Genomic DNA, 12,774 nt, shown 5'->3' on the forward strand with positions numbered 1-12,774 from the left:
GAGACGTCGCATGCAGGTGACCGGCAAGGTCGTGGTCGTCACGGGCGGCGCAAACGGCATCGGCAAGGCGCTGTGCGAGACCTTCCACAAGGCGGGTGCCGCCAAGGTCGTCGTCGCGGACATGGACGCCGCCAATGCAAGAGCCGTCGCCGCCACGGTGGAAGGCGCGGCCTTCAGATGCGACGTCGCGCAGGAAAAAGAGATCGCCCACGTCATCGAGGAGACTGAACGGCAGTTCGGGCCGATCGAACTGTTCTGCTCCAATGCCGGCATCGGCGGCGGCTTCGATCCGATGTCGGTCAATGCCGGCGGCGCCTCCGACGAGCCGTGGCAGCGGAGCTGGGCGATCCATGTCATGGCCCATGTCTATGCGGCGCGGTATCTCATTCCCCGCATGAAGGCGCGCGGCGGCGGATATTTTCTCAATACGATCTCGGCCGCGGGCCTGCTGTCGCAGGTCGGAAGCCCCGCTTACTCCACGACCAAGCACGCCGCGGTGGGTTTTGCCGAGAATCTCGCCATCTCGCACAAGGCGGACAATATCAAGGTCTCGATCCTCTGCCCGCAGGGCGTCGACACCAACATGCTTCGCTCGATCCCGAAGGGCCCGCAATCCGGCGACGGCGATCTCACGCCGGAGCAGGTCGCGAAAGACGTGCTCGCCGGCCTCGCGCAGGAGACATTCCTGATCCTGCCGCACCCCCAGGTGCTCGGCTACATGCGCAAGAAGACCGAGAATTACGACCGCTGGATCGGCGGCATGGCCAAGATCCAGGCCAAGATGCGCGAGGAGTTCGGGAAGTAGCCGCCACACTTGGCGCTGTCATGCCCCGCGAAGGCGGGGCATCCAGTACGCCGCGGCCTGTCGGTTCAACCACAACCGTCTCGGAGTACTGGATCGCCCGCCTTCGCGGGCGATGACACCGAGAGCGGGGCTACGCCGCCGACTCCGCCTCGTCGTCCATCCGGCTCTGCCGCAGCGCCCGCGCATAGAGCATCATGCCCTCGCGCACCGTGCGCTGCTCGGCCTCTGTCAGCGCGGCCAGCGCGCCGCGCACCTGCTGGCGTCCGAAGGCGTGCAATGCCTCCAGTGTGCGCCGGCCCTTCGCGGTCAGCGACAGCAGCTTGCTGCGCGCATCCGCCTCGTCGGGCGTCTCGCGCAACTCGCCGCAATCGATCAGCTTGCGCACCAGGCGGCTGACGCTGGATTTCTCCAGCCGCAGGAAATCACCGAGCTCGCCCGAATTCATCGGGCCGCGGATCCCGATCTCCAGGATCGTGTGCACCGCCGAGGGCGGGTAGTCCGAGGCCGCGACCGTTGCATCCATGAAGCCGAGCTCCCGCACCATCAACCGCGAGGCGGCGCGGATGTCGTCGATCAGCGAAGGCCCGGTCATGCTTGACTCCGCGCATATAGTTGTACCATACAACTATATGCGCGCAACGTTGCGCGCAAGCGTTTTGGAGTGAGCCATGAGCGGAACTTTGCCGGCCGGGATGCGGATGAGAGGCAAGGTCTGCCTCGTCACGGGCGGCGGCAGCGGCATCGGCCGCGCCACGGCGCTGCGGATGGCGTCGGAAGGCGCCGAGGCGATTGTCGTTGCGGGACGGCGCGAAGCCGAAATCGAAGCCACCGCTGTCACGTGCCGGGAGCTCGGCGCGAAGGCCATCCCGATCAAGACGGACATCACGCGAGAAGACGACGTCGAACGTCTGGTTCGCACGGCGGTCGAGCGCTGCGGCCGGCTCGATGTCGCCTTCAACAATGCCGGATTCCAGGAGCGCCGCGCGCCGCTGGAAGAGCAGGGCACGGAGATCTACGACACGGTGTTCGACACCAATGTCCGGGCGCTGTTTCTGTGCCTGCGCCATCAATTGCCGGCGATGCTGGCGCAGGGCCGCGGCAGCATCGTCGTCAATGCCTCCGTCAGCGGCGTGCGCAATCCCAATCCCGGCTTCTCGCTCTACTCGGCCTCGAAGGCCGCCGCGATCTCGCTGACGCGCTCGGCCGCGATGGAGAATGCCCCGCGCGGCATCCGCATCAACGCCATCGCGCCCGGCCGCGTCGTCACCGACATGATGCTGCGCGCCGGCGTCGGCGATGTCGCAACCGTCAGTGCAGGCCTGCCGCTGCGGCGGATGGGGAGCCCTGAGGAAGTGGCGGAGGCCGTGGTGTGGCTGTCGTCCGACGCGTCATCCTATGTCGTCGGGCACGTGCTGGCGGCGGACGGGGGATTCCTGGCTTCGTAGCCCGGATGGAGCGCAGCGTAATCCGGGGCCGACTTGCTTGTGGCACGATTCCCGGATTTTGTTTCGCTCCATCCGGGCTACGCGCCCCCCTAATGCTTCTGCCCGTACAGCACCGGCACCGCCGAATCCACGACGACCTCGACGAGGCTCGTCCCCTCGAACGCCATTCCGCGCTTGAGCGCCTCGCCCAGCTCCGCGGCCTTGCTCACCCGCACCGCATGGCACCCCATGCCCTCGGCGAGCCTGACGAAATCGATCCCCGGCAATTCCAGCCCCGGCACATTCCTCACCTGCATCACCTGGCTGAACGAGCGCATCGCGCCGTAGCCGGAATTGTTGATGACGACGATGGTCAGCGGCAGCTTTCGTTGCGCGGCGGTCCACAGCGCCTGGATCGAATACATCGCCGAGCCATCGCCGATCAGGCACACCGTGCGTTGCTTCGGCTTGCCGAGCGCCATGCCGACGGCGGCGGGTAGCGAGTAACCGAGGCCGCCGCTCGACATGGTGTAGAAACTGTCCTGGCCGCGCATCGGCATGAACTTCTGCATCGCCGGCCGGTGCGAGGGCACCTCCTCGACGAGTGACGCGTCGTCCGGCATCGCATGCGACAGCGAATGCAGCAAAAATTCGACCGGCAACGGATCGGCGGCCTGCGGTGCCGGCGGCAGCGTGCGGCCCTTTGGCGTCGCGCGTTTGCTCTCCGGCAGGAGGTCGAGCAGCAGGCTCAGCGCCGGCTTCATGGTCGCGACGATGCTGGTGCCGACCGGCGTCACCGCCGCCGCGTCCGGATCGTCGGTGATCTGGAAGATCGTCGCGCCGCCATCGAAGATCGCGGCATGGCCCTCGACATGGAAGGTGAACACCGGCGCGCCGATGATCACAACAACATCGTGCTCGCGCAGCGCGTCGGACAGCTGCGCCGGCGAGGCGTGCAGGAAGCCCGCGAACTGCGGATGCCGCTCGGGGAACGAGCAGCGCGCCGAGAACGGGCTGACCCAGACGCTGGCCTTCGCCTTCTCGGCCACGCGCACCATGAGGTCCACCGCGCCGGCGCGGTCGACGCCGGGGCCGACCACGAGCGCAGGGTGCTTTGCAGAGCCGAGCGCGGCGACCAGCGCCTTCATCGCGTCAGGCTCGGGCCCGATCTCGCGGCTGACCTTGCGCGCCTCGACCGGTGCGGTCGCGTGCGCCCAGTCGTCGATCGGGATCGACACGAAGGTCGGCCCGCAGGGCGGCTGCATTGCGGTGTAATAGGCCCGCGCGATCGCCGCCGGAACGTCCTCGGGCCGGGCCGGCTCGACGCTGTACTTCACGTAAGGCCGTGGGAATTCCGAGGCACGCTCGGCATAGAGGAACGCCTGTAGGGGCAGGATCGAGCGTGCCTGCTGGCCCGCGGTGATCACGAGCGGGGTCTGGTTGCGGTGCGCGGTGTAGATATTGCCGAGCGCGTTGCCGACGCCGGCCGCCGAATGCAGATTGACGAAGCCGGCATTGCGCGTCGCCTGCGCGTAACCATCGGCCATGCCGACGGCGGAGGCTTCCTGCAACGCCAGCACGTAGTCGATGTCGTCGGGCCAGTCGCTCAGGAACGGCAGCTCGGTCGAGCCAGGATTGCCGAACATCCTGTCGATGCCCAGCGAGCGCAGCAGGTCCAGCGTCGCCTGCTTCACGGTGACGGACTTGCTGCCGCTCTTGCCGTTCTTGGCCATGGTTTCCGTCCCTGTTAATTCCTCATCCTGAGGAGCGCGGCATGCGCGTCTCGAAGGATGAAGGCCCGGCTGGTGGCCTCGCCCTTCGAGACGCGCGCAAAGAGCGCGCTCCTCAGGGTGAGGGTCTAGATCGTCGCGTCGCCGCTCGCAATGACGGTGTCGCCGCTACCACACCGCCGTGCCCTTCATCGTCGGCTGTCCCTCCGCATTCGCGGTCCACAGCTCCATGCCCGCCTCGGTCGCGTTGGCGTTGATGGAGAACTCCGTGCCCTCGAACAGCGGCTGCAAGCCGCGATAGGTGAATGTCTTCGGCGCCTTGCCGTCGTGCAGCTTCGCCGCCATCTCGACGATGAGCGCTGCCTGCAGTGGGCCGTGGAAGATCAGGCCCGGATAACCCTCGACTTTGGTGACGTAGTCGCGATCGTAATGGATGCGGTGGCCGTTGAAGGTCAGTGCGGAATAACGAAACAGCAGCACGGGATCGGACACGTGCGTCTCGCGGTGCTGCGCTTTCGGCGGCGGGGCCTTTGCCGTGGCGGGCGCGGTGGTCGTCATCTCCCGATAGACGATGTCCTGCCGCTCGCGGATGGCAACGCCCCGCGGCGAGGAGATGCTGTGCTCCACCGAGACGAAGCACAGCGTGCCGGTCGAGCCCGATTTCACCTGGACGTCGGCGATGCGCGAGGTCCGCGTCGATTCATCGCCGACGCGCAAGGGCTGCAGGAATTCGATCTCGCCGCCGGCCCACATCCGGCGCGGCAGCGGCACCGGCGGCAGAAAACCACCGCGGGTCGGATGGCCGTCGGGGCCGAGCATCGACATCGGAAACACCGGTTGTGCCAGGCACCAGTGCACCGTGAACGGCGCGGCATCGCCCGCTTGGGGCTCGCCGACCTCCTGGAACAGCGTCGCGCGCAGACCCTTGACGAGCTGCGCGGTGACGATGTCGGTGGCCTCGGTGCTGCGGCCGATCCATTGCCGCAAGTGATCGATGTCGAGCTTCTCGGTCATGACGCCTCGCTCTTGTTATTTCTTGGATGGCCGCTCGCCGATCGCGGGCACAGCGCCGTAAGCGCGGGTCTCGCCGACGATGATCGGCGCCGGCGCGGGATAGCTGACACGTCCCTGCGGCGTGTCGACCTCGATGCGGCGCAGATGCGGATGATTGGTGAGGTCGGCCATGGTGTTGACCTCGGCAAACGCGATGTCGGCGTCCGACAACCGCTTCAACAGTTCGTCGCGCGTCATCTTGCCGAAGATATCTGCGACCGTCGTGTCGGTGAAGTCCCGGTTGCGCACGCGCTCGACCATGTTGGCGACGCGGGGATCGGCCGGCAGGTCGGGCTGGTCGAGCACCTTGACGCAGAGCGTCTTCCACTCGCGCTCGCTCTGGATCGAGATCAGGATGTCCTTGCCATCCTTCGAGGTGAACACGCCGTAGGGCGCGATCGATGGATGGCGCAGACCCATCCGCTTCGGCGGATTGCCGGCTTCGGAATTGAGCAGCGGCACGGTGCACCAGTCCGCCATCACGTCGAACATGGAGATGCGGATGTCGGCTCCCTTGCCGGTGCGCCCGCGCCCGATCAGCGCTTCCAGGATCGCCGCATGCGCGGTGGCGCCGGTCGCGACGTCGACGATCGACATGCCGACGCGCGAGGCGCCGTCGGGGTTGCCGGTGATGGAAGCAAGTCCGCTCTCGGCCTGGATCAGCAGATCATAGGCCTTGCGGTGGGCGTAGGGGCCCTCGTCGCCATAGCCGGTGATCGTGCACGAGATCAGCTTCGGATAGTCCTTCAGCAGCCGTTCGCGCGAGAAGCCGAGCTTGTCCATCGAGCCCGGCTTGAGGTTCTGGATCAGCACGTCGGCGCTCGCGATCAGCTTCTCCAACTCGGCGCAGCCTTCTTTCGTTGCGAGATCGACCACCGCCGATTGCTTGCCGCGGTTGAGCCAGACGAAATAGCTGCTCTGGCCCTTGGCCGCCGCGTCATAACCGCGAGCGAAATCGCCTTCGGGCCGCTCGATCTTGATCACTTCCGCGCCGGCGTCCGCCAGTCGCGACGAGCAGAACGGCGCCGCGACCGCCTGCTCGACCGCAATCACCCTGATCCCGTCCAATGCTCCCATGGCGCGACCTCAGTACGAGCGGGGCATGCCGAGCACGTGCTCGGCGACGTAGGACAGCACGAGGTTGGTCGAGATCGGCGCCACCTGGTAGAGCCGCGTCTCGCGGAATTTGCGCTCGACGTCGTACTCCTCGGCGAAGCCGAAGCCGCCATGGGTCTGGATGCAGGCGTTTGCCGCTTCCCAGGACGCATCGGCCGCCAGCATCTTGGCCATGTTGGCCTCCGCGCCGCAGTCGAGCCCGGCTTCGTATTTGCGCGTGGCTTCCTTCACCATCAGCTCGGCCGCGCGCATCGAGGCGTAAGCTTTTGCTATCGGGAACTGGATGCCTTGATTTTGGCCGATCGGCCGGCCGAACACCGCGCGCTCCTTGGCGTAGTTCGTGGCCTTCGCGATGAACCACTTTGCATCACCCACGCATTCGGCGGCGATCAGGATGCGCTCGGCGTTCATGCCGGAGAGGATGTAGCGGAAACCCTTGCCTTCCTCGCCAATCAGATTCTCCGCCGGCACCTTCATGTCGGTAAAGAACACTTCGGTGGTGGCGTGGTTCATCATGGTGCGGATCGGGCGGATCTCGAGCCCGTTGTTCTTGGCCTCGCGCATGTCGACGATGAAGACCGAGAGACCATCCGTGCGCTTCTTGCTCTGCTCCTTCGGCGTGGTGCGCGCCAGCAGCACCATCAGGTCGGAATGCTCGGCGCGGCTGGTCCAGATCTTCTGGCCGTTGACGATGTAGCTGTCGTTGCCTTCCTTGCGCGCAAACGTCTTCAGCGAGGAGGTGTCGGTGCCGCTGGTCGGCTCGGTGACGCCGAACGCCTGCAGCCGCAATTCTCCGCTCGCGATCTTCGGCAGATACTTCGCCTTCTGCTCGTCATTGCCGTGCCGCAGCACGGTGCCCATCGTGTACATCTGGGCATGGCAGCCGCCGCCGTTGCAGCCCGCGCGCTGGATCTCTTCGAGGATCGCGGCCGCAGCGGAAAGCTTCAGGCCCGCGCCGCCATATTCCTCGGGGATCAGCACCGAGAGATAGCCGGCCTGCGTCAGCGCATCGACGAAGGCCTTGGGATAGGCCATCTCGCGATCGAGCTTGCGCCAGTATTCGCCGGGAAACTGCGCGCAGAGCTTTGCGACGGCCTCGCGGATGTCGGCGTGATCTTCGGTGTGGTGTTCTTCACTCATGGCGTTTTCCATCGATAGCGGCAATCAAGATAACGCCGGCCGATCCTCTGGCGTTGTGAAAACATCGCCAGCCCCCTATGCTCATTTGCTATAGCGTATGAAGTAGCCTTCCAGGATTGGCAAGCATGGATTTCCGGCAGCTCAGGACCTTCAGTTGCGTGGCGGAGCTCGGCAGTCTCTCGAAGGCCTCCGACACGTTGCGCGTGGCGCAGCCGGCGCTGAGCCGGCAGATCAAGCTCCTGGAACACGAGCTGCGCACGGAGCTGTTCACACGCAATGGCCGCGGCATGGTGTTGACGGAAGCCGGCCGTCTCCTGCTGGCACGCACCTCCGGCATCGTGCGGCAGATCGACCAGATCCGCGACGATATCCAGTCGACCAAGGGGCCGCCGTCCGGCCAGGTCGTGCTCGGCCTGGTTCCGACCGTGAGCTGCGTGCTGTCGGCGCGCTTCGCGCGGCGCTGCGTCGAAAAATTTCCCGGCATTTCGTTGCGCATCGTCGAGAGCTATAGCGGCCATCTCGTCGAATGGCTGCATCGCGGCGAGATGGATCTGGCCATTCTCTACGGTCGCTCCGCCGATCTGCATCTCAACGTGGAGAGCCTCGGCCGCGACAACATCGTCGCGGTTGGCCCGCGCGGCTGCGGCCTCGCGCGCAAGAAGAGCGTGGATGTCGGCTGGCTGCTGCGCCAGCGGCTGGTGCTGCCCAGTCATTCCCACGGTCTCCGCGCGCTGATCGAACATGCGGCCGCCCAGCGCAAGATCAAGCTCAACGTCCAGCTCGAGGCGGATTCGTTCCGCGTGCTGACGAGCCTCGTCGAGGAAGGCCTCGGGTTCGCGCTGCTGCCGCCCTCGTCGGTCCACGGCGAGGTCGCGGACGGGCGGCTGGAGACCGCGCCCGTATCCAAGCCGATGACGCGCGAGCTCATTTTCGCCTCTCCGATCGACCGTCCGGCCTCAACGGCGTCGCTCGCCATCACGACGCTATTGCGCGAGGAAGTCGCGGCCTGCCGCAAGGAAGGCCTGTGGGACATCAAGTTGAGTTGAGCGCCGGCGCTGAATTCTCAGGAGGATTTAGGACACAAGCCCGCAGCTGGCCCTTCGCATATTGAGCGAGCTGTCATGCCGGAATTTTATAGCCGGGCAGTGCCCTCCTCGAGCGTTAGGAGCACACTCTTCGTCCCACACTCGGTGTCATTGCCCGCGAAGGCGGGCAATCCAGTATTCCAGAGACGGCGCGGCTAGAATCGAGGAGCCGCGGCGTACTGGATGCCCCGCCTGCGCGGGGCATGACAGCAGAGATTGGCGAGGCTTGTTAAGGTAGTCCCTAGAGCACGCCTACCCCGGAATCCTCACCGGCAACGACTCATAGCCCTTGATGAAGCTCGAATAGATCCGCTTGGGCTCGCCGACGACCTCGATCCGGTCGAAGCGCTTCAGCATCTCCTCCCAGATGATCCGCAGCTGCAGTTCGGCCAGGCGCATGCCGACGCAGCGGTGGATGCCGAAGCCAAAGGAGAGGTGGGTGCGCGGCCGCGGGCGGTCGATGATGAAATCGTTCGGCTTCTCGAACATCTCCTCGTCGCGGTTGCCCGAGACGTACCACATCACGACGCGGTCGCCTTTCTTGATATGCTTGCCGCCGATTTCGGTGTCGGCAAGCGCGGTGCGCCGCATATGCGCCAGCGGTGTCTGCCAGCGGATCACCTCGGGCACCATGGAATCGATCAGCTCCGGGTTGGTGCGCAGTCTGTCGAACTGGTCCGGGTTCTCGCTCAGCGCCAGCACCGAGCCGCTCATAGTGTTGCGCGTCGTGTCGTTGCCGCCGACGATGAGCAGGATGATGTTGCCCATGAGATTGTCGGGGTCCATGAAGCGCGTCGCGTCGTTATGTGCCATCAGCGACAGCAAATCGTTGCGCGGCGCGGAGTTGACACGCTCGTTCCAGAGCTTGGACATGTAGGCGTAGCACTCGTCCATCTCGCGGCGGCGCTCTTCGGCCGAGGCGACGATGCCGCTCTTGGGCAGCGCGGTCGCGACATCCGACCAGCGCGTCAGCTTGCGCCGCTCGTCCCAGGGGAAGTCGAACAAGGTCGCCAGCATCTGCGTCGTCAGCTCGATCGAGACGCGCTCGACGAAATTGAAGGTCTCGTTGCGCGGCAGATTGTCGAGCACGGTCTGCGAGCGCTGGCGGATCAGTTTTGCCAGCTCGTCCAGATGCGTCGGCGTGAACATCGGCGACACCGTCTTGCGCTGCGCCGAATGCTGCGGCTGGTCCATGGCGATGAAGCTCGGCCAGTCGTAGCCCTGCGGCACGTCGCGGATCCCGATGCCGCCGAGCGTCGAGTCCGAGGAGAAGATGCCGTGACTGGTGTCGACATGCATGATGTCGTTGTACTTCACCACCGACCAGTACGGCTCGATCGGCGCATTGGTGCAGTAATGCACCGGCTCTTCCTTGCGCAACCGCTCGAACCACGGCCACAAGGTGTCGTCCTGGAACAGCCGGGGCGCGCCGGGGTGAAACTGCGCCAGCGGGGTCGCATAGGCTTCCTCGCGGGCCCTGCGCATGCGTTCGGCGTTGTCGGTTTTGACCGGAGTTTGGATGTTCATGGTCGTGGCTCCAGTTGGTTCTTGCTTTGCCTCTCCCCGCGCCTGTCGGCCGAAGCCTTGGCGAAGGCGGGGCGAGGGAGCTCTCTCACGCCGTAATCTTGACCGGCAAGGTTTCAAGACCCTTTACGAAACTCGAATAGACCCGTTTGGGTTCGCCGACCACGTCGATATGGTCGAAGCGCTTGAGGATCTCTTCCCAGATAATCTTGAGCTGAAGTTCGGCAAGCCGCAAGCCGACGCAACGGTGAATGCCGAAGCCGAAGGAGAGGTGCGTGCGTGGGCGGGCGCGGTCGATGATGAAATCGTAGGGCTTTTCGATCGCTTCCTCGTCGCGGTTGCCCGAGACGTACCACATCACGACCTTGTCACCTTGCTTGATCTGCTTGCCGCGGAACTCGAAGTCGGTAAGCGCGGTGCGCCGCATATGCGCCAGCGGCGTCTGCCAGCGGATCACCTCTGGCACGAAACTGTCGAGCAGGCCGGGGTTCGCGCGCAGCTTGCGATACTGCTCCGGATGCTGGCTCAGCGCGTAGATCGATCCCGACATCGTGTTGCGGGTGGTGTCGTTGCCGCCGACGATCAAAAGGATGAGATTGCCGAGGAAGTTTTTGGCATCCATGTCGCGCGTCGCGGCGCCATGCGCCATCATCGAGAGCAGGTCGCTCTTCGGCGGCTGCTCGATACGCTCCTTCCACAGCCGCGCGAAATAGCCCGCGCATTCCGTCAGCTCGGCCTGCCGTTCGTCTTCGGTGGCGACGAGGCCGTCCGGCCCGGGAATGGTGGTGGCGATATCGGACCAGCGCGTCAGCTTGCGGCGGTCCTCCCAGGGAAAGTCGAACAGCACCGCGAGCATCTGCGTGGTGAGCTCGATCGAGACCTTGTCGACCCAGTCGAACACCTCGCCGCGCGGCAGATTGTCGAGGCACTCGGCGGAGCGCTCGCGGATGCTGAGCGCGAGATTGTCCAGATGCGTCGGTGTGAACATCGGCGCCACGGTCTTGCGCTGCGCCGCGTGGCGCGGCGGATCCATCGAGATGAAACTCTCGCGGCGCAGGTCCGGGTCGATGTCGCGGATAGTGATGCCGCCGAGCGCGGAGGCCGAGGAGAACACCGAGTGGTTGGTCTCGATCTCCATGATGTCGTTGTAGCGCGTCACCGACCAGTACGGCCCGAACATCGAATCCTTGCAATAGTGCACGGGATCTTCGCGGCGCAGACGATCGAAATACGGCCAGAACGTATCGGTCCTGAACAATTCGGGATCGCCCGGATCGAACTGCTCCAGCGGCAGTGACGTGGCGCGCGCGCGCAGCTCGTCGAGCTTCGCCGCGCTCTCGATGGTCCCATGCATGACCGCTCTCCCTGACATGAACCGCGCGTTCTCGTTGAATTCTGCGCTGCGGTATTTGATTTGCAATTACAGCCGGTTGTCTGCGTCGGAGCAAGGGAGAGTTTTGCCACAGCCAACCTTTGCGAGAGGTGGCTAGATGCGTAGCCCGGATGGAGCGGAGCGAAATCCGGGATTCGGGCCGCCATTGGCGCTGTCCCGGATTACGCTCCGCTCCATCCGGGCTACGGATCAGCAACCGTCACGCAGATGTGTCAACGTGATCTCCCGCACCCCGCGCCTGCGGAATCATCCGAGAAATCGAGGTAAATCGAACCCAGCCATCTTGGGGATCGACCAATCTCTGATCTATAGTTTGACCGTACCAGGTCCGCACCCCGAGGTTGCCGCCGTGAACGACATGCAATGGGCCCCCATCGGCTCCGAACCCTTACCGCCGCCGCTGCCGCCCACGCGGGTCGATTTCACCGGCAACCGCTCCGAGTTCCGCAAAATGGTCACCAAGGGTGCCATGCTTGAGCTCGTCACCTTCGGCTTCTACCGGTTCTGGCTGGTCACCGACATCCGCCGTCATTTGTGGACGAACACCGCGGTCGACGGCGATGCGGCCGAATACACCGGCCGGGCCAAGGAGCTGCTGATCGGCTTCCTGTTCGCGCTCGCGATCCTGGTGCCGATCTACCTCGCTTATTTTCTCATCGGCATCGAGTTCGAGCGCTGGCAGGGCTTTGCCTCGACGCCGCTGTTCATCAGCTTCTATGCCTTCGGCCAGTTCGCGATTTTTCGCGCGCGGCGCTATCGCCTGACGCGCACAGTCTGGCGCGGCGTCCGGTTCTGGATGGACGGCTCGGGCTGGGCTTATTCGTTCCGCGCCATGGCGTGGGGGCTGCTGGTGTTCCTCACCCTCGGCCTGGCGCTGCCCTGGCGCGAGGCGTCGCTCGAACGCTACAAGATGCGGCACACTCATTACGGCGATCTCCCCGGCGATTTCGAAGGCGACGGCTGGACCTTCTTCAAGCGCGGCTGGTGGCTGTGGCTCTTGAGCCCGATCGCGCTCGTGATCTTCCCGCTCGCCCCGTTCTTCTATGCCGAGTTCAAGGCGCGTGAATGGCGCTGGTGGCTCGACGGCATCCGCATCGGCGGCGTCAGCCTGTCCTCGGAGTTGCCGCATAACGCGTTCTACGGCCTGTACTGGAAAGTGATCGGCTGGTGGATGCTGCTTTCGACCATTTTCGCCGCCTATATGGGCGGTGGCGCCTTCCTCGTCGTCCAGCTGAGTGGCGTTCCGGCTGATCAGGTCTTCGGCCCCGGAAATGCGGGCAAGAGCATCCCGATGCTGGTCATGATGGTCATCGGCTATTTCGCCGTGGCGCTTGCGATCAACATCGTCATGCGTGTCTATCTGCAACGCGATCTCTGGGCCAAGGTGCTGGAAACCGTCGAGGTGCACAACATCGGAGCCGCGGCGGATGTGCGCGGCAGCGGTGAGCTTGCTAGCGCGCTCGGCGAAGGCTTTGCCGATGGGCTCGATGTCGCGGGATTCTGA

At 64.9% G+C, this 12,774-nt stretch carries 11 protein-coding genes; 4 read left to right on the top strand and 7 right to left on the bottom strand.

The genetic code is table 11. From position 1 onward, the window contains the following. Positions 1-10 precede the first annotated feature (10 nt). The gene (locus OWC48_RS30565) at positions 11-805 is read left to right on the top strand and encodes an SDR family oxidoreductase (RefSeq protein WP_282523316.1); all 795 of its coding nucleotides are present in this window, start codon (positions 11-13) and stop codon (positions 803-805) included. A 130-nt stretch (positions 806-935) separates the two neighbouring features. Here OWC48_RS30565 and OWC48_RS30570 read toward each other — a convergent pair whose 3' ends face one another. Further along, a complete protein-coding gene (locus OWC48_RS30570; protein ID WP_282523317.1) occupies positions 936-1,397 on the bottom strand; it encodes a MarR family winged helix-turn-helix transcriptional regulator in 462 nt (153 codons plus the stop codon). Between the two features lie 76 nt (positions 1,398-1,473). Between OWC48_RS30570 and OWC48_RS30575 the strand changes: the two genes are divergently transcribed. Next, positions 1,474-2,250 carry an SDR family NAD(P)-dependent oxidoreductase gene (locus OWC48_RS30575; RefSeq protein ID WP_282523318.1) on the top strand — a complete coding sequence of 259 codons (777 nt, stop codon included), beginning with the start codon at positions 1,474-1,476 and terminating at the stop codon, positions 2,248-2,250. Positions 2,251-2,339: 89 nt separating this feature from the next. On the opposite strand, the gene mdlC is transcribed toward OWC48_RS30575, so the two are convergent. The 4 genes from mdlC to OWC48_RS30595 form a co-directional block, all read right to left on the bottom strand. Continuing rightward, the gene (mdlC, locus tag OWC48_RS30580; protein ID WP_282523319.1) at positions 2,340-3,962 is read right to left on the bottom strand and encodes a benzoylformate decarboxylase; all 1,623 of its coding nucleotides are present in this window, start codon (positions 3,960-3,962) and stop codon (positions 2,340-2,342) included. 165 nt (positions 3,963-4,127) lie between these two features. Next, the gene (locus tag OWC48_RS30585) at positions 4,128-4,973 is read right to left on the bottom strand and encodes a MaoC family dehydratase N-terminal domain-containing protein (protein WP_282523320.1); all 846 of its coding nucleotides are present in this window, start codon (positions 4,971-4,973) and stop codon (positions 4,128-4,130) included. A gap of 15 nt (positions 4,974-4,988) precedes the next feature. Continuing rightward, positions 4,989-6,089: a CaiB/BaiF CoA-transferase family protein gene (locus OWC48_RS30590; RefSeq protein ID WP_282523321.1), complete on the bottom strand. Its 1,101-nt coding sequence runs from the start codon at positions 6,087-6,089 to the stop codon at positions 4,989-4,991. Positions 6,090-6,098: 9 nt separating this feature from the next. After that, entirely contained in the window at positions 6,099-7,268 is a 1,170-nt protein-coding gene (locus OWC48_RS30595; RefSeq protein WP_063985425.1) for an acyl-CoA dehydrogenase family protein, read from the bottom strand. Between the two features lie 125 nt (positions 7,269-7,393). Here OWC48_RS30595 and OWC48_RS30600 point away from each other — a divergent pair, with 125 nt between their 5' ends. Continuing rightward, positions 7,394-8,314, top strand: a complete 921-nt coding sequence (locus OWC48_RS30600; protein WP_063985424.1) for a LysR substrate-binding domain-containing protein — start codon at positions 7,394-7,396, stop codon at positions 8,312-8,314. Between the two features lie 291 nt (positions 8,315-8,605). Here the strand turns inward: OWC48_RS30600 and OWC48_RS30605 are convergent, their stop codons facing one another. Both OWC48_RS30605 and OWC48_RS30610 read right to left on the bottom strand, forming a co-directional pair. Then, positions 8,606-9,880 carry a cytochrome P450 gene (locus tag OWC48_RS30605; protein WP_282523322.1) on the bottom strand — a complete coding sequence of 425 codons (1,275 nt, stop codon included), beginning with the start codon at positions 9,878-9,880 and terminating at the stop codon, positions 8,606-8,608. Between the two features lie 85 nt (positions 9,881-9,965). Next, a complete protein-coding gene (locus OWC48_RS30610) occupies positions 9,966-11,231 on the bottom strand; it encodes a cytochrome P450 (RefSeq protein ID WP_282523323.1) in 1,266 nt (421 codons plus the stop codon). Positions 11,232-11,619: 388 nt separating this feature from the next. On the opposite strand from OWC48_RS30610, the gene OWC48_RS30615 reads away from it, so the two are divergent. Continuing rightward, complete coding sequence (locus OWC48_RS30615; RefSeq protein ID WP_404979835.1) at positions 11,620-12,774, top strand: YjgN family protein; 1,155 nt, start codon at positions 11,620-11,622, stop codon at positions 12,772-12,774.

Source organism: Bradyrhizobium sp. Arg816 (assembly GCF_029989365.1).
Lineage (GTDB): Bacteria > Pseudomonadota > Alphaproteobacteria > Rhizobiales > Xanthobacteraceae > Bradyrhizobium.